The 18,538-nt window shown below is 35.5% G+C and carries 14 protein-coding genes; 13 read left to right on the top strand and 1 reads right to left on the bottom strand.

Annotated elements, in window-relative coordinates; translation table 11 throughout:
• Window positions 1-96: 96 nt before the first annotated feature.
• From bglX to J2W48_RS22250, 10 genes are all read left to right on the top strand, one after another.
• Window positions 97-2,397: a beta-glucosidase BglX gene (gene bglX / locus J2W48_RS22295; RefSeq protein ID WP_310284322.1), complete on the top strand. Its 2,301-nt coding sequence runs from the start codon at window positions 97-99 to the stop codon at window positions 2,395-2,397.
• 87 nt (window positions 2,398-2,484) lie between these two features.
• On the top strand, window positions 2,485-3,270 hold the full coding sequence (locus tag J2W48_RS22290; RefSeq protein ID WP_310284321.1) for a glycerophosphodiester phosphodiesterase family protein: 786 nt from the start codon (window positions 2,485-2,487) through the stop codon (window positions 3,268-3,270).
• Between the two features lie 78 nt (window positions 3,271-3,348).
• Entirely contained in the window at window positions 3,349-5,253 is a 1,905-nt protein-coding gene (locus tag J2W48_RS22285; protein WP_310284320.1) for a discoidin domain-containing protein, read from the top strand.
• A 107-nt stretch (window positions 5,254-5,360) separates the two neighbouring features.
• The gene (locus J2W48_RS22280) at window positions 5,361-6,749 is read left to right on the top strand and encodes a M20/M25/M40 family metallo-hydrolase (protein WP_310284318.1); all 1,389 of its coding nucleotides are present in this window, start codon (window positions 5,361-5,363) and stop codon (window positions 6,747-6,749) included.
• A gap of 160 nt (window positions 6,750-6,909) precedes the next feature.
• Window positions 6,910-7,233: a DUF6660 family protein gene (locus J2W48_RS22275; RefSeq protein ID WP_310284316.1), complete on the top strand. Its 324-nt coding sequence runs from the start codon at window positions 6,910-6,912 to the stop codon at window positions 7,231-7,233.
• Window positions 7,234-7,460: 227 nt separating this feature from the next.
• Window positions 7,461-7,817: a hypothetical protein gene (locus tag J2W48_RS22270; RefSeq protein WP_310284314.1), complete on the top strand. Its 357-nt coding sequence runs from the start codon at window positions 7,461-7,463 to the stop codon at window positions 7,815-7,817.
• A gap of 3 nt (window positions 7,818-7,820) precedes the next feature.
• Window positions 7,821-9,827: a heavy metal translocating P-type ATPase gene (locus J2W48_RS22265; protein WP_310284312.1), complete on the top strand. Its 2,007-nt coding sequence runs from the start codon at window positions 7,821-7,823 to the stop codon at window positions 9,825-9,827.
• Between the two features lie 124 nt (window positions 9,828-9,951).
• Window positions 9,952-10,446, top strand: coding sequence for a TlpA family protein disulfide reductase (locus tag J2W48_RS22260; RefSeq protein ID WP_310284310.1), 495 nt, complete (start codon window positions 9,952-9,954; stop codon window positions 10,444-10,446).
• A 131-nt stretch (window positions 10,447-10,577) separates the two neighbouring features.
• On the top strand, window positions 10,578-10,754 hold the full coding sequence (locus tag J2W48_RS22255) for a hypothetical protein (protein ID WP_310284308.1): 177 nt from the start codon (window positions 10,578-10,580) through the stop codon (window positions 10,752-10,754).
• 126 nt (window positions 10,755-10,880) lie between these two features.
• Window positions 10,881-11,690, top strand: coding sequence for a mechanosensitive ion channel family protein (locus J2W48_RS22250; protein WP_310284307.1), 810 nt, complete (start codon window positions 10,881-10,883; stop codon window positions 11,688-11,690).
• A gap of 95 nt (window positions 11,691-11,785) precedes the next feature.
• Here J2W48_RS22250 and J2W48_RS22245 read toward each other — a convergent pair whose 3' ends face one another.
• Window positions 11,786-14,413 carry a glycoside hydrolase family 3 C-terminal domain-containing protein gene (locus tag J2W48_RS22245; RefSeq protein ID WP_310284304.1) on the bottom strand — a complete coding sequence of 876 codons (2,628 nt, stop codon included), beginning with the start codon at window positions 14,411-14,413 and terminating at the stop codon, window positions 11,786-11,788.
• A gap of 413 nt (window positions 14,414-14,826) precedes the next feature.
• Between J2W48_RS22245 and J2W48_RS22240 the strand changes: the two genes are divergently transcribed.
• The 3 genes from J2W48_RS22240 to xylA all read left to right on the top strand — a co-directional run.
• Entirely contained in the window at window positions 14,827-15,834 is a 1,008-nt protein-coding gene (locus J2W48_RS22240; protein WP_310284302.1) for a GntR family transcriptional regulator, read from the top strand.
• A gap of 3 nt (window positions 15,835-15,837) precedes the next feature.
• Window positions 15,838-17,322 carry a xylulokinase gene (locus J2W48_RS22235; RefSeq protein ID WP_310284299.1) on the top strand — a complete coding sequence of 495 codons (1,485 nt, stop codon included), beginning with the start codon at window positions 15,838-15,840 and terminating at the stop codon, window positions 17,320-17,322.
• Window positions 17,323-17,330: 8 nt separating this feature from the next.
• On the top strand, window positions 17,331-18,538 hold a 1,208-nt coding region (xylA, locus tag J2W48_RS22230; protein WP_310284297.1), incomplete at its 3' end, for a xylose isomerase.

Below are 18,538 nucleotides of genomic sequence, written 5' to 3'. Positions count from 1 at the left end.
GAATAAGAATATAAATACCACATTTATAAATCGCCATTGTTCCGAACCAAAATAGGAATAAGCAATGGCGATTACATAAAAAGAAAATCTCTATATATGAAAAAGAAATTAATCATACTTTTTTTAGGATGTACCGTTTTGGGTTTTGCTCAAAAGAAAAGTTCTAAAAATGCAGTAAAAATCAAACCCAAAGCCGAATTTGTTGCCGAATTACTGTCGAAAATGACATTAGACGAAAAATTAGGACAGTTGAATTTACCAACCTCAGGAGACATAACAACAGGTCAGGCAAATAGTTCTAACGTGGCAAAAAATATTGCCGAAGGAAAAGTGGGCGGTTTGTTCAATATAAAATCGGTACAAAAAATTAAGGAAGTACAAAAAATAGCTGTTGAAAAAAGCCGTTTAAAAATTCCGTTGATTTTTGGAATGGATGTGATTCACGGTTATGAAACGACTTTTCCAATTCCGTTAGGATTGTCTTGCACATGGGATATGGCTTTGATTGAAAGAAGTGCACAAATCGCGGCAAAAGAAGCAAGTGCCGATGGTATCAACTGGACATTTTCGCCAATGGTAGATATTTCCCGTGATCCGCGCTGGGGAAGAGTTTCTGAAGGTTCAGGAGAAGATCCGTATTTAGGAAGTCAGATTGCTAAAGCAATGGTTAACGGATATCAGCAAAATAATCTTTCTAAAAATAATTCAATCCTGGCTTGCGTAAAACACTTTGCCTTATATGGTGCACCGGAAGGTGGCCGTGATTACAATACTGTTGATATGAGCCATATCAGAATGTTCAATGATTATTTTCCCCCTTACAAAGCAGCTGTTGATGCAGGAGTTGGTTCGGTTATGGCATCTTTCAACGAAATTGACGGAATTCCGGCAACCGGAAATAAATGGTTAATGACCGATGTTTTAAGAAAACAATGGGGTTTTAAAGGTTTTGTTGTTACCGATTTCACAGGAATTCCGGAAATGATTGAACACGGAATGGGTGATCTTCAGACAGTTTCGGCCATGTCATTAAATGCCGGAGTTGAAATGGATATGGTTGGAGAAGGATTTCTGGGAACTTTGAAAAAATCTTTAGAGGAGAAAAAAGTAACAATCGAAACTATTGATAATGCCGTTAAACTAATTTTAGAAGCAAAATACGATTTAGGATTATTCCACGATCCGTATAAATATTGCGATGAAAAAAGAGCCAAAACGGAAGTCTTTACTTCGGCAAGCAGAAAAGAAGCACGATCGATTGCAGCACAATCATTGGTATTATTAAAAAATCAAAATCAGATATTGCCTCTTAAAAAATCAGGAACAATTGCTCTTATCGGACCATTGGCAGATGCCAGAAACAATATGTCTGGAACCTGGAGCGTGGCAACGATTGGTGATAAATCTATTTCGTTATTACAAGGAATTCAGGAAGTAGGCGGAAAATCTGTAAAAGTACTTTACGCAAAAGGAAGCAATTTAGATTACGATGAAACTTTTGAAACCAATGCCACCATGTTTGGTAAAACCTTAAATCGTGATCCTCGTCCTAAAGAAGAATTAATTGCAGAAGCTTTAAAAGTTGCTGAACAATCTGATGTAATTGTAGCAGCGCTTGGAGAATCTGCCGAAATGAGTGGAGAATCCAGCAGTCGTACCAACTTAGAGATTCCACAAGCTCAAAAAGATTTATTGAATGCGCTATTAAAAACCGGAAAACCAGTAGTTTTAGTATTATTTGACGGTCGTCCGTTAGTTTTAAATGATGAAAATGCTACAGTTCCAGCGATATTAAACGTTTGGTTTCCGGGAAGTGAGGCAGGTTATAGTATTGCGGATGTTTTATTTGGAGATGTAAACCCTTCCGGAAAACTGACAGCAACTTTCCCTAGAAGTGTAGGACAAGTACCCATTTATTATGCACACAAAAATACAGGAAGACCGCTTTCTAATACAGAAGGAAAATTCGAAAAATTCAGATCCAATTATATCGATGAAAGAAACGAGCCCTTATTCCCATTCGGTTTTGGTTTAAGTTATACCAATTTTGAGTATTCAAACCTGAAAATTTCTTCTGATAAAATGAATTTCAGCGGGAAATTAAAAGTGACGGTTGAGGTTGCTAATACAGGAAATTATGACGGAAAAGAAACCGTTCAGTTATACATCAGGGATTTAGTTGGTTCAGTAACAAGACCAGTTAGGGAATTGAAAGGTTTCCAAAAAATAGCACTTAAAAAAGGGGAGAAAAAAACGGTGACTTTTGATATCACGATTGAAGATTTAAAATTTTATAACTCTGATTTACAATTCGTAGCAGAGCCCGGACAGTTTGATGTTTTCGTAGGAGGAAGCTCAACTGCCGACAAGAAAGTTAGTTTTGAGTTAACTAAATAATTGGTTTGTTATTAGTAATTGCCCTTCGTACTGGTTATGCGGAGGGCTTTTTTATAAGAAATAATAATAAATTCTAATTTTATAAAAATGAAAGCCATAAAAACATTTAGAATATCTCTTTTCATACTGATAATAGCCCTTTTTTCTTCCTGTAATGCAAAGAAAAACGCTGTTGTAGCGCATCGCGGAGCATGGAAAATGAATAATCTGCCAGAAAATTCCATTGCAGCTTTAAGGCACGCAATCGACTTAAAACTGCCTGGTTCAGAATTTGACGTTTGGAGAACTGCTGATGATTCGCTTGTAATCAATCATGATGCGCATTACAACAAACTGCTTATCGAAGAAACCAATTATGCTGATTTGATAAAGTTTAAACTTTCAAATGGAGAAAAACTGCCAACACTGCATGAATATATTACTGAGGGAAAAAGAAACAACAAACATACTCTTTTGGTCTGCGAAATAAAGCCTTCGGAAATAAGTAAGGAAAGAGGAAAAAAGACAGCCTTGAAAGCAGTCGAAACGGTTAAAAAGCTTAAAGCTGAAAAAATGACCTGCTACATTAGTTTTGATTATGAAATCCTAAAACAGATTCGACAAGTAGATTCTAAAACTTCTTTGCAATATCTGGAAGGAAACAAATCGCCAAAAGAAGTAAAATTGGATCAGATTTCGGGCGTAGATTACCATTATTCCGTTTTTCAAAAACATCCTGAATGGATAAAAGAAGCAAAACAGCATAATGTTACGCTAAACACCTGGACAGTTAATGATGTTGAGGTTATGGATTGGATTATACAAAATGACTTCAATTACATTACAACCAATGAACCTGAATTGTTAAGTGAAAGAGTAAAGAGTAAAGAGTAAAGAGTAAAGAGTTTGGATAAGGGTAAGAAAATGAGATTCGAGACTAACTCATAACTTATAACCTAAAAATTAAAAGAAATGCATAAACTGTCATCAATATCGCTTTTGCTGCTTTTGATAGGATTTAATATCGATATCTCGGCACAAAAAACACAATGGTTCGATCCGAATAAACCCGCAACCACTTATTGCAATCCAATCAATATTGGTTACAATTATACTACTGAAAATCATAATGGTATTGCAGAATCCCGTCGATCGAGTGCAGATCCTGTTATCATTACTTTTAAAGGCGACTATTATTTATTTGCGACTAATCAGGCAGGTTTTTTTTGGAGTAAAGACATGTCTGACTGGAAATTTGTTTACGGTAGTTTCCAAAGACGTCCGGCAGATGACGATCAGTGCGCACCGGCAGCATGGGTAGTAAATGATACCTTATTTTATGTAGGTTCAACATGGAAAAGAGATCACCCAATTTGGAAAACTGCTGATCCAAAATCAGGGCGATGGCTTAGACACGTTAATACAGCCATGCTGCCAACGTGGGATCCTGCTATTTTTCAGGACGATGATAAAAAAGTATATATGTACTACGGTTCAAGCGGAAAATTACCTCTTGTTGGTGTCGAGGTTGATTACAATACATGGCTTCCAAAAGGAAATCAGGCAGATTATGCAAAATTATATAAAGCAACAGAAGTTGAGGATATTCAGCGTCCGTATGGCGAGATAAAAGAAGTCGTTGGCTTAGATCCTGCTTTGCATGGCTGGGAGCGTTTTGGCCCCAATAATGATATGGAACCTGCGCCCTGGGGAAATTTTATTGAAGGCGCCTGGATGACCAAACACAATGGCAAATATTACATGCAATACGGAGCTCCTGCAACCGAATTTAAAGGCTATGCAAACGGAGTTCATGTGGGCGATCATCCGTTAGGGCCTTTTACATATCAAAAACACAATCCGATGTCTTATAAACCTGGAGGTTTTGTAATTGGTGCCGGACACGGAAATACTTTTGCAGACAATTATGGCAATTACTGGAATACAGGAACCTGTAAAATTTCGATAAAGGATCGATTTGAACGTCGTATTGATATGTTCCCTGCCGGATTTGATAAAGAGGATATCATGTATTCTAATACTTCTTATGGCGATTTTCCAATAAAGCTTCCAACAGAAAAACGCAATCATGAACAAGGAGCTTCTTCCGGATGGATGTTGCTTTCGTATAAAAAGCCAGTCACAGTTTCTTCTTCTGAAGAATGTATGGAGGTAGAAACACATCGGGTAGATCATGGCGGAAAAAAAGTCTATGAAAAATTCTGTTATGGTGAGAATAATTTAACCGATGAAAATATTCAGACGTATTGGTCTGCTAAAACGAGCAATCCAGGTGAATGGCTGCAGCTTGATTTGGGTAGAAAAATGCAGATAAACGCACTGCAAATCAATTATGCCGATCATAAAGCAACACAGTATAACAAAGCAATGGATATTTATTATCAGTATAAAATATTCATGTCTGATGATGCTGTAAACTGGACTTTGGTTGTCGATAAATCCAAAAATGATAAAGATGTTCCTCACGATTATGTCGAATTAATAAAACCAATTCAGGCACGTTACATCAAAATGGAGAATATTCATAACGCCTCAGGCTTATTTGCCGTTTCAGATTTCAGGGTTTTCGGAAATGGATTATCAGTAAAACCAAAAGCTGTCTCCGGCTTTAAAGTAAATAGAAATGCCAAAGATTCCCGTAACGCAATGATCCTTTGGAAAAAACAGCCTGATGCAACAGGATACAACATTTATTACGGAATTGCCCCTGATAAATTATACAACACGATAATGGTTTATGACGAAACCTCGTATGATTTCAGAGGTTTGGATAAAGGAACAAAGTATTATTTTACCATAGAAGCTTTTAATGAAAATGGTATTAGTACAAAAAATAAAATTATTGAAGTAAAATAATATTTTTTTCTTGTTTGTAGAAAAAGACATATGAAAACAATAAGAGTTTATAAAGAATTTTGTTCTTTTGTAAAAATCAAAAAGCAACCCCAAAATACTTTATACCTATGAAAAAAACATTTTTTTTAGCTGTTTTAGTTTTAAAAGGATTAACAACATTTGCTCAGTCTAATGATGAGAAAAACATTAAGCTGTTTTACAAAAAAGCTTTAACCGACTCTAAATGTTATACATGGCTGGAATACCTGTCTAATGATATTGGAGCCCGTTTATCAGGATCTCAAAATGCCCAGCTGGCAGTTAATTATACAAAAGCACAATTAGAAAGTTTAGGACTTGATAAAGTGTATTTACAGGAAGTTATGGTACCGCATTGGGTACGTGGCGAAAAAGAAACTGCTTTTATCTTAGACGGAAAAGTAAAAACCGTAGTGCCAATTTGTGCTTTGGGAGGTTCTGTTGCAACACCAAAAACCGGACTTACGGCTGAGGTAATAGAAGTGCAGGGGATTGAAGAACTAAAAACGTTAGGAGATAAAGTAAAAGGAAAAATTGTGTTTTTTAACAGACCCATGAATCCTGAAAATATTGAAACCTTTATGTCATACGGAGCTTGTGTAGACCAGAGATTTGCCGGAGCAAAAGAAGCTGCTAAATTGGGAGCAGTAGGAACAATTGTTCGTTCGATGAATTTACGTTTAGATGATTTTCCGCATACAGGAGCCCAGAGTTATGGCGATTTGCCAAAAGAACAATATATTCCAACAGCAGCAATCAGCACAAATGGGGCCGAATTATTAAGTGCAACCTTAAAAAGAAATCCTGCATTAAAATTTTATTTCAAACAATCCTGTGAGACATTACCGGATGCATTGTCGTATAACGTAATCGGAGAATTGACAGGAACAGTGACGCCTGAAAATATTATGGTTGTGGGGGGGCATTTGGATTCCTGGGATTTGGCAGATGGTTCTCACGATGATGGAGCAGGTGTAGTGCAGAGTATGGAAGTCGTTCGTATTCTTAAAAATTTCAATTACAAACCAAAAAATACAATTCGCGTAGTGTTGTTTATGAACGAAGAAAACGGCGGAAAAGGCGGTGCTAAATATGAAGAAGTTTCAAAGCAAAAGAACGAAAACCATATTTTCGCTTTAGAAAGTGATTCAGGCGGATTCACGCCAAGAGGGTTTTCAATTGAAGCTGATGATGCTAATTTGAAGAAAATTCAAGGATTCAAAGACTTTTTCGAACCGTATTTGGTACATAGTTTTACCATTGGTCATGCTGGTTCAGATATCAGTCATTTAACTTCTAAAGCAATAGTAAAAGCAGGATTAAAACCCGATTCACAGCGTTATTTTGATTATCATCATGCTGCAAATGATAAGTTTGATGCCATAAACAAAAGAGAACTTGAATTAGGGGCTGCCACTATGACTACATTATTGTATTTAATGGATCAAAGCGGAATTATTTTACCGTCTTCAAATTAAGCAATTTCAAATTTAATGATCTAAAGCTATGGTTTCTTACTATAGCTTTTTTTTATAACATTCTGTTTATACTTTTAAAGATGATAAAATGTGACGGACTTTCAATTATAAATATTTAATTGAGTTGAATTAGTGTAAAAAAAATATTATTTTTACGATTGTGAAATGGATAACCATCATATTATCAATTTATTTAATTAGTCTCTCTATTATGCCTTGTGCAGATATGGAAGCAAGCGGCCCTACACATAAAACAAGTCAGTTTTCATCTGAAGAAAACCATTCACACGATAAACAAACTGATTTATGTTCTCCATTTTGTGCCTGCAACTGCTGTGGAGTTCAGGTTTTAAGCTATCATCACAATGTTGTTTTTGAATTTCCGGTCAGATTCTTTTCCATTTCACTGGCAGTACCAAATTATAAGTCAGTATTTGCTTCCAATTTCTACGGAAGTATATGGCAACCTCCTCAGATAGTATAATATTGGCTGACAGAATTTCGGTTTAGAAAGTTTGAATTTCTAAATACACAACGGCTGTCTGATTTCTCCCTACATCTTAATTTGGAGATTTTTCTGTTAACCAGTTAGTAAAAGAAAAGTTATTCTCAATAAGGAATAATTTTCGACGGAATTAAACCATCAATTTTACCTAAAGTATTTTTATCTTCTTTCATTAAGAGGATATTACAATTAATAAATTTCATAAAATGAAAACATTTTTAAAAACTATAATCTTAATTATTACTGTATTTTTAATCTCAAATAAAGTTAGTGCTCAAAAAACAAATCAAAAGGCGGTTATTAAAACTGTTTTGAACTGTACACATTGTTCAGCTTGCGAAACTTGCGGTTTGAAATTTAAAACTGAAATGCTAAAAATAACAGGAATAAAAATGTATGAACTGGATGAGAAAGCAATGACTTTTACAGTATATTTCAATTCTAAAAAAACAGATTTGCAGACCATAAAACAAGGGATTTCTAAATTAGGTTATGATGCTGATGAGATCAGGGCTGATGCTTCAGCCTATGCAAAATTAGACGATTGCTGTAAAATATTATAGTTTATGAATGAAAACAAGCAACATATTGATTGTGAAATTTCCAAAAAAGAAAATTCAAAGATTCATAAGCAATCAGGATGCTGTTCACATGATGATGAACACGATCATTCAGAAGAAGATGGACATAATCATGAACATAATAGTGGTGATAGTTTATTCAAAATATTTTTGCCGGCGATAATTTCATTGGTAGTATTACTTGTAGCTATTAGTTTAGATCACTATTTTCCGCAGACATGGTTTTCAGGATATATTCGCATCGGATGGTATGTCCTGGCTTATTTGCCGGTAGGAATCCCGGTCATTAAAGATGCTTTTGAAAGTATAGTCAAAGGAGAAGTGTTTTCAGAATTTTTCCTGATGTGTATCGCCACTATTGGGGCTTTTGCTATTGGAGAATATCCGGAAGGAGTGGCGGTAATGTTATTTTACACTATTGGCGAAGTGTTTCAGACATTGGCAGTAAGCAAGGCAAAATCGAATATTAAAAATCTGTTGGATCAGCGACCTGATGAGGTAACTCTATTAGTAAACAATATGCCTAAAGTGATAAAAGCAGCCGATGTGACAATAGGAGCCATTATTCAGTTAAAACCAGGGGAAAAGTTAGGATTGGATGGTGAGCTGCTATCTGATAAAGCCTCTTTTAATACTGCAGCCCTGACTGGTGAAAGTAAACCGGATACAAAGAATAAAGGTGCAGTTGTTCTGGCTGGAATGATAAACCTGAATACTGTAAGTCTGATAAAAGTAACGACTGCTTACACCGATAGTAAATTATCCAAAATATTAGAATTAGTTCAAAATGCTGTAAAACAAAAAGCACCAACAGAACTTTTTATTAGAAAATTTGCTAAAATTTACACACCGATAGTCGTGTTTTTAGCACTTGGGATTTGTTTGCTGCCTTACTTTTTTGTTGATAATTATGATTTCAGTCAATGGTTGTACAGGGCATTGGTGTTTTTAGTTATTTCTTGCCCGTGTGCCCTGGTAATTAGCATTCCGTTAGGTTATTTTGGCGGAATTGGAGCAGCAAGTAAACACGGGATTTTATTTAAGGGAAGCAACTTTTTGGATAGTCTGGCTACGATTCAGCATGTGGTAATGGACAAAACAGGTACTTTGACTGAAGGTGTTTTTAAAGTTCAGGAAGTAATTATTTCTGATAATTTTCAAAAAGATGAAATTTTGAAAATGGTAAATGCCCTTGAAAGTCAAAGCACACATCCCGTAGCAACAGCGATTCATGATTATGTGGGTGAAATTGATCCGGCAATCGAATTAAAAAATGTAGAAGAAATTCCAGGATATGGATTAAAAGCGGAAATTTCCGATAAAGAATTATTGGTTGGAAATTTTAAATTACTGGATAAATTTTCTATTCCTTATGATGTCGATCCTAATGCTATAGTTTATAGTCTAATCGCAATTTCGTATGATAAGCAATTTGCAGGCTATCTGACTATTGCAGATGTGATAAAAGAAGATGCCCGGTTCGCAATCGATAAATTAAAAGCATTAGGTATAAAAACAACGATGCTTAGTGGAGATAAAACGAATGTTGTACATTTTGTAGCAAATAAACTTGGAATTACTAATGCTTTTGGGGATTTACTACCCGGGGATAAGGTCAATAAACTGAATGAAATAAAGGCTAAAAATGAAACCGTTGCTTTTGTTGGAGATGGGGTAAATGATGCGCCTGTAGTGGCTCTAAGCACAGTAGGTATTGCCATGGGAGGTTTAGGAAGCGATGCTACAATAGAAACCGCTGATGTAGTGATTCAGGATGATAAACCGGCAAAAATTGCTATGGCAATCAACATTGGAAGACAGACAAAAAAAATTGTCTGGCAAAATATTATTTTGGCATTTACAATAAAAGCCATTGTCCTGATCCTTGGTGCAGGCGGTCTCGCAACAATGTGGGAAGCCGTTTTTGCTGATGTTGGCGTTGCTTTGTTAGCGATTTTAAATGCAGTAAGGATTCAGAAAATGAAGTTTTAGTTGCTTAGCATCTTGTAATTCTCTTATCAGTTATAAATAATTTATTGAAAAACTTAAAGACGTTATTTATATTTGTCCATGAATAAATTAAATGGATTAGTAATCCAATAAAATAGTAAAGAATATGAAGAATTTATTTTTAGTTATCGCATTTTTATGGTGTTCTGTCATAAATGTAAATGCTCAGGTTGTGGGTCTTGAAATTGGAGATATAGCTCCGGAAATAGATCTTCCGGATACAGCGGGTAATGATATTGCACTTTCTTCATTAAGAGGTGCTATTGTACTAGTAGATTTTTGGGCTTCCTGGTGTGGACCCTGTATCAAAGAACAGCCGGAATTACTAAAATTATACAATAGCTATCCCGAAAAATTTTCAATCTATGGCGTTTCTCTTGATACAAAAAAACCGGCCTGGACAGGAGCTATAACCAAACTGAAACTTCCGTGGGCACAGGTTAGTGATTTAAAATACTGGAGTTCGCCAGTTATTGGGGATTATATGATCCAGGCTTTGCCGTTTAATGTTTTAGTGGATAAAAACGGAATAATTCTGGCCAAAAATATACATGGAAATCAATTAAATCAATTGGTAAAAGAATTAGTAGAAAGCAAATAAGGTATTATCCTTAAACAAAAATTGTATTTAAAAGGGGTAAAGTATTTGTACGCAAATATTTTAACCCTTTTTTTGGTCTCAAATAAGGTAGTTTAGTTCATTTTGCTTTCGAATTTAACACCATACTTCAAATGAATAATAAATACCATAAAAAAGTTTTGTTTTCTCTGTTGCTTTTAAGCTCATTGTATATGCTGGGGCAGGAAACAGGCAAAGTAACCGGAAAAGTGTTTTTAAGCGGAAATACTCCGGAAGAAAACATTTCTGTTATAATTACAAGCGAAACCTTTCTTATTATTACGTATTAATACTCAGGCACATATAAGGTGTCGGACTTTTTTATTAGAAATAATTTTATAAAATAATGATTATATTCTGTAAGTATGATTCAACATGTGGACCGTATATTTAAAATGATTTTAAAAGTTTTAAATATGAATAGTTTTTTTCAGGATGTTTATGAGCATTTGGAAGGGTATTATTATAGTCTTGTCGATTTAACTCCCAAGCTTATATTGGCTATTGTTGTCGTTCTCATTTCATGGTTTATTGCTTCCCGTATTGGCATTATTGCTGATACTAGCCTGAAAAAAAGAATGCATGACCGCTTGCTTGCCACTTTTATTGCAAGACTAATTAAATCCATACTGCTTATTATTGGTATTTTGATTATGTTTCGAATAATTGGATTAAACGGAATTGCCAAGAGTGTGCTGGCAGGCGCCGGAATATCTGCATTTATTATTGGTTTTGCACTTAAGGATATTGGAGAAAATTTTCTGGCAGGAATACTTCTGGCTTTTAAAAGACCTTTTTCTATTGGCGACATTATAGAAAGTAATGGCGTGAAAGGGGAAGTAATGACATTGAATCTTCGGGACACCGAAATTAAAAGTGACAGTAAAATCATCTATATCCCGAATGCCTTACTGATAAAAAATACGCTGATTAATTATAACAGCGCAGGTTTTCTGCTGCAGACTTTTACAGTTGGATTAGAATTTGGTTCCGACCTGAATAAGGCGATATCATTAGTTAAGGAAGTACTTAAAAATAATGATCAGATTGAAGATAAGGATCATGATGATTCAGCTTATATTACAGATATAAATGCGGGAATCGCACAACTTAATATTAGATATTGGGTTACAACCGGAAAAAACATCAATAATTCAGAAAACCGTTCTAAAATTATTACGGAAGTATTGAATACTTTGAAAGAAAATGGTTTTGTACTCAAATAGTTACCTAAAGTTATAAAAGCGAACCATGGTTTGATTCGCTTTTATAAAACATCTTATTTCTAGTTGAGGCCATTATTTAATACTCAAAAATGAATTTACTCTATCTGAATAATTTTAGTTAAAACATTACTATTGACAGGATTCTGTTCGTCAGGCTGATGTCCGCCAATAGCTATTTTTACCTTACCATTGTATTGTTTGTAATTTCCTTCTGCAGTAACATATGATAAATCTTCAGGTGATAAGGTAAAGGTAATTACCTTGCTCTCTGCGGCTTTAAGAGAAATTCTTTCAAAACTTTTCAACGTTTTTAAAGGCGCTTTTATAGATAAATCCTGATTGATGACATATAACTGAACTACTTCTTCACCATCCATTTTGCCAGTATTAGTAACACGAACAGATAAAGATGTGTTTTTTCCTTTTTCGACCTTAGATGCTACATTTAATTTATCATATTTGAATGTGGTATAACTTAATCCATAGCCAAAACTATAAAGCGGAGTTCCTTTAAAATAGCGATAAGTTCTGTTATCCATTTTATAATCTACAAAGGTTGGTAAATCACTGTCGCTTTTATAAAAAGTAATCGGTAATCGTCCTGCGGGATTATAATCTCCAAAAAGGATATCAGCAACTGCAGTTCCGGCTGCTTGTCCTCCATACCATGAATTTACAATAGCAGGAATGTTTTCTGCCTCCCATGGAAAAGCGATTGCGCTTCCCGTCATCATAACAAATACAACAGGTTTACCTGTACTTTTTAATGATTTCATCAATTCAGTCTGAACATTTGGAAGTAAAATTGAATTACGGTCACCTCCTGTGAATCCTGGGAATTTAACTTCCATTTCTTCGCCTTCCAGCTGAGGGGATATTCCGCCAACAAAAACATAAGCATCAGCATTTTTTGTGTGGTTTATCAAAGCACTGAAATCTGTTTTTACAAAATTTCCGGCCTGTAATGCTACATTTGCTTTTCCTTCACCTTGCCAATATTCTACAATCAGATTATAAGTTGCTTCTTTTTTGGTTTTTAATACAAATGTCTGTCCGCCCCATCTGTTTTTTTTCCAGGCATTCAGTACTTCTTTTCCATTTACAATAAAACGATAACCGTCATCCGCTGTAAGTTCGAAAGTAATAGCTCCGTCCTCATTAGCTTTGAAATTTGTAGTATATCGGGCAGAAAAATTATTGGCTTTGATATTATTTGCGACAACTGACCCTTCCTGCCAAAAGTTATTGATTTCAGTTTCTGTTCTTACAAATTCAGGTTTTCCTGAAAGCTCTTTATTGCTGTAATACTCTGCCTTGAAACCTTGTTTTCCTTCAAAAGTATATTGATTTTTAATATCAGCATAAACCATCAGGGTATCATTAGTAAAATTGACAGCCTGTTCGTAAATTACTTCTGTATCAGGACCAACTTTATCTTTAATACCTTGTAATACTGTAGTTAGTTTAGAAGGGATGCCATTATAATTTCCTAAAATAGCGATTGAATTATCAGCATTAGGACCCAATACTACTATTTTTTTTAATTTTTTATTCAGAGGCAAAATATTCTTTTCATTTTTAAGCAGAACCATAGATTGCCGGGCCATTTTTAGTGCATGGGCTTTGTGGTCATCACTTTCTAAAACCGAAGCAGGTGTTTGTGCATATTTGACCATTTCTACAGGATCAAACATCCCTAATTGGAAGCGGATCATGAAAAGGCGTTTTACAGAAATGTCGATTTGGTCCTCACTGATTTTTCCGTTTTTTACTGCTGCCACCAGAGCTTTGTAGGCATCAGTACCACAATCAATATCAGTTCCGTGATAAACAGCATCAGCTGAAGCGCTTTCGGCATCGGGATGTGTCTTATGATTTTTAAAGAAGTCATCGATAGCCCAACAGTCTGATGTTACATACCCATCAAACTTCCATTGCTTTCTCAAAATGTCTGTCATCAGAATATCACTTGCACAACATGGCTGCGTCCTGAAAGCATTGTAAGCACACATGACTCCGGCTACTTTAGATTCGGTCACCAATTTTTGAAAGGCAGGGAGATACGTATCCCATAGTTCATATGGCGTAACATCAACATCAAAAGTATGTCTTAAAGGTTCAGGTCCGCTATGTACTGCATAGTGTTTGGCACAAGCAGCCGCTTTTAAATATTTTGGATCATCACCTTGTAAGCCCCGAACAAAAAAATCGCCCAAAACAGCTGTTAGGTAAGGATCTTCTCCGTATGTTTCCTGTCCGCGTCCCCAACGGGGGTCCCTGAAAATATTAATGTTCGGTGTCCAGTAAGTCAGTCCAAGATAGCGTTCATTCGTTCGTCCCAATTCTACTGCTTTGTTATAAATGGCTCTTCCTTCCAGAGCTGAATAATCGGCCATTTTGAAAAGGGAGTTTTTATCGAAAGTAGCCGCCATTGCAATAGCCTGTGGGTAAACAGTTGTTTTAAAAGGTGTTCTTGCAACTCCGTGAAGCGTTTCATTCCACCAGTCATAAGCAGGAATATTTAATCTTGGAATTGCGGGTGAGGCATTGAGCATTTGAGACACTTTTTCTTCCAGTGTTAACTGGCTTACTAAATCATTGACCCTTTCCTGGAATGTTAAGTCAGTATTTTGAAAAAGATATTTTTTTTGAATTTGCTGAGCATTACAGTAAACCGAAAGAAATAAAAATAAAGCGAGGTAAGCTACAATTTTTGTTTTCATTATAATGTGATTTTAGAAATTTGGCAGTAAAAATGGCTGTCATCGGAAAGTTTAAATAAATTTGCAACCGATTGTGTAAAGAAATGAAAAATAATTTAATTCTTTCAAAGGTAACCGTAAAACTTTCTTCGCAAATCATCCTATTATTGCAAATAGGATTAGTGTTGGATGTTAACGAAAAGGAAGAAGACTCCTCACAGGGCAGCTAAGTTTTATTGTTAAACTTAAGCCCAGAGATAGTATCGGGATTAATTTTTAATCATATTTTTTAAAGAGAAGATAAAGTATTAACGAGATTGAATTTATCAAGCATTTTTAAAATTAACAATTTAATCTAAAAAAGTGTTTTTTTATTCAATTGGAATATTTACTTTAGCATACCAGAACAGAACGGAACGGAGCGAAATAGTATAATGAATATAGAACAAGATAAATTTGTTTTTACAATTAATCATGAAAGTGATATTCCAAAATACCAGCAATTGGTAAACGGAATCAATAATGCTATTGCTGAGAACATTCTGCAGAAAGGAGATCTGCTTCCGTCAGTAAATAGTATCTGTAAAACCAATCAGTTGTCGAGAGATACTGTTTTCAAAGCCTATACAATTTTAAAAGAGCAAAAAACAATTGATTCAGTTCCAAACAAAGGGTATTATGTTTCTGGTGAGACCAGAAAAGTACTTTTGGTATTAGATACTTTTAAAGCCTATAAAGAGGTTTTGTATCATTCATTTGTAAATAATTTGCCAGATAATGTTATTACAGATGTACAGTTTCATCATTACAATATCGATGTTTTTAAAACAATCATTAATAACAGCGTTGGAAAATATTATAAATATGTGGTTATGAATTTTGATCACAAAGAAGTTTCTCCAATTTTATCAGCCATTTCAAACGATAAATTGCTTTTGATAGATTGGAATATACATTCAAAAAAGGAGAATAATCATGTTTTTCAGGATTTTGGTAAAGCGTTTTATAATTCATTAAAAGAGGCTGTTGATTTATTTAAAAAATATAAAAGTCTTCATTTTGTTTATCCGGATTATACCAGTCATCCTAAAGAAACTTTAGAATATTTTAAAAAGTTTTGTGTTGATTTTAATTTTAAAAATGAAATTGTTACAGATCCTAAAAAGTTTAATATAGAAAAAGGAATTGCTTATATAAGTATTAGCGACAGGATTTTGGGAGATTTTCTGGAACAGTGTAAAGAAAAAGATTTAGAGCCGGGTGAAGATGTTGGTTTTTTGTCTTACAACGAAACACCAATGAAGAAATTTATCTATAAAGGAATTTCAGTTATTTCAACAGACTTTAAGGAATTAGGAACAAAAGCAGCCGGATTTATCACTCATGATGAGGTTATTCAGTGTTATGTGGCAACAAATTTAATAGTAAGAGAATCATTATAAGTTATGTATTATATAGGATATGATATTGGAAGTTCGTCTGTCAAGGCAGCCTTGACAGAAGCCGAAACCGGCAAAAAAATAATTGTTTTGAATGAACCTCAGAACGAAATGGAAATCGTGTCGCTGCACTCAGACTGGGCAGAGCAGGATCCGGAAATTTGGTGGGAGCACATTTGTACGGCAACCAAAAGAGCTATTCGTGAGGCCAACATTGATGCATCCCAAATTCAGGGCATTGGTATTTCGTATCAGATGCACGGTTTGGTGATTGTCGATAAAAACTGTGAGCCATTGCGTAATTCCATCATTTGGTGCGACAGCAGGGCAATAGAAATTGGCAATAAAGCGTACGCTGAACTCGGAGAGGAAAAATGTTCGGAACATTTATTGAATTCCCCGGGCAATTTTACTGCATCCAAACTAAAATGGGTAAAAGAAAACGAACCTGAAATTTATAGTAAAATCTATAAATACATGCTTCCGGGAGATTACATTGCCTATAAGCTTACAGGTGATGTAACGACAACAAAAAACGGTTTGTCAGAAGGAATGCTTTGGGATTATAAAGAAAACAAAGTAGCAACCTGGCTTTTGGATTATTATGGAATCGATCAGTCATTGACGCCGAATATTGTAGAAAATTTTACCAATCAAGGCGTTTTAACTGAAAAAGCTTCAAAAGAATCGGGGCTTCCCATCGGCATTCCTGTCGTATACAGGGCAGGAGACCAGCCTAATAATGCCTTGTCCCTGAATGTTTTAAATCCGGGAGAAGTTGCTGCAACAGGCGGGACATCGGGAGTGTTTTATGCAGTAAGCGAAATACCTTCAGGAAATAAAACCAATAGGGTAAACAACTTTGTCCATGTTAATTACGAAGAAAAAACGCCAAGAATCGGCAAGCTGTTAAATATAAACGGGGCAGGAATCCAGTACCGCTGGCTGCGTAATAATATGGGGGATGAAACCTATGAATCTATGAACCGCAAGGCTTCAAAAATTGGTGTTGGTTCGGATGGAGTAGTGGTGATTCCGTTTGGGAACGGTGCAGAGCGCATGTTCAACAACAAAAATATCGGCACGCACTTTTTAAACCTGAACTTAAATATTCACAACAGCGCGCATTTGTTCAGGGCCTCTTTAGAAGGAATTGCTTTTTCATTTGTATACGGAATGGAATGTTTAAAAGAGGATAATGCCACTATAGGTGTCATAAGAGCAGGAAACGATAATTTATTCCGTTCAGAAATTTTTTCAAATACAGTGGCAACACTTATAGGACATGAAATAGAAATTTACAACACTACCGGTGCAGTTGGAGCAGCCAGGGCAGTAGGATTGACAGATGGTGATTTTCAAAAATTTGGTTCAGGTATTACAACCAATGACCACGTTATGACGTTTTTACCGCTGAAAAACAAAGAGCCTTATGAAAAGGCGTATCAAAAATGGAAACAAGAATTAGAATTAATATTAACAAATAAATAAAAGAACCAATGATAGTTTTAGGAAATAAAGAATACTACAAAGGTATCGGTCAAATTAAATTTGAAGGAAAAGAATCTGATAATCCTTTGGCATTTAAATATTACAATCCAGACCAGGTTGTGGCCGGAAAAACAATGCGTGAGCATTTTAGGTTTGCCATCGCTTACTGGCATACTTTCTGCGGGCAAGGAAGCGATCCGTTTGGACCGGGAACACAAAATTTTGCATGGGACCAATCATCAGACCCAATTCAGGCTGCAAAAGATAAGGCAGATGCTGCTTTTGAATTTATCAGTAAAATGGGATTCGATTATTTCTGTTTCCATGATTACGATTTAATTGCAGAAGGGCCAACATTTGCTGAATCTGAAAGACGTTTAGCTACCATTACTGAATATTTGAAAGAGAAAAAAGCAGCATCCGGCATTAAATTGCTTTGGGGGACATCCAACTGTTTTTCTAATCCAAGATTCATGAACGGAGCAGCTACTAATCCAGACTTTAACGTTGTGGCAAGAGCCGGCGGACAGGTAAAACTGGCTTTAGATGCAACTATTGCTTTAGATGGGGAAAACTATGTATTTTGGGGAGGCCGTGAAGGATATATGTCTCTTTTGAATACAGATATGGGAAGAGAATTAGACCACATGGCCCAGTTTTTAACCATGTCAAGGGATTATGCAAGATCCCAGGGTTTTAAAGGAACATTCTTTATAGAGCCAAAACCAATGGAGCCATCAAAACACCAATACGATTTTGACTCAGCTACAGCAATCGGGTTTTTACGCGAATATGGTTTGGATAAAGATTTCAAAATCAATATTGAAGTGAACCATGCAACATTGGCACAACATACTTTTCAACATGAAATTGAAGTTGCTGCAAAAGCCGGAATGCTAGGAAGCATTGATGCCAATAGAGGTGATTACCAAAATGGGTGGGATACAGACCAATTCCCCAACAATATTCAGGAAACTACAGAAGCAATGCTTGTTTTCTTAAAAGCAGGTGGATTACAGGGTGGTGGTGTAAACTTTGATGCGAAAATCAGAAGAAATTCTACCGATATGGAAGATGTTTTTCTGGCCCATATTGGTGGTGCTGATACTTTTGCCAGGGCCTTATTGACTGCTGATAAAATTATAACTTCTTCTCCTTATGAAAAATTAAGAGCAGAGAGATACAGTTCATTCGATTCTGGAAAAGGTAAAGATTT

It is taken from the genome of Flavobacterium piscis (assembly GCF_031457575.1).
Classification (GTDB): Bacteria; Bacteroidota; Bacteroidia; order Flavobacteriales; family Flavobacteriaceae; genus Flavobacterium; species Flavobacterium piscis_A.
Note: the sequence above shows the minus strand (reverse complement) of the source record. Positions and strands in the feature narration are given on the sequence as shown.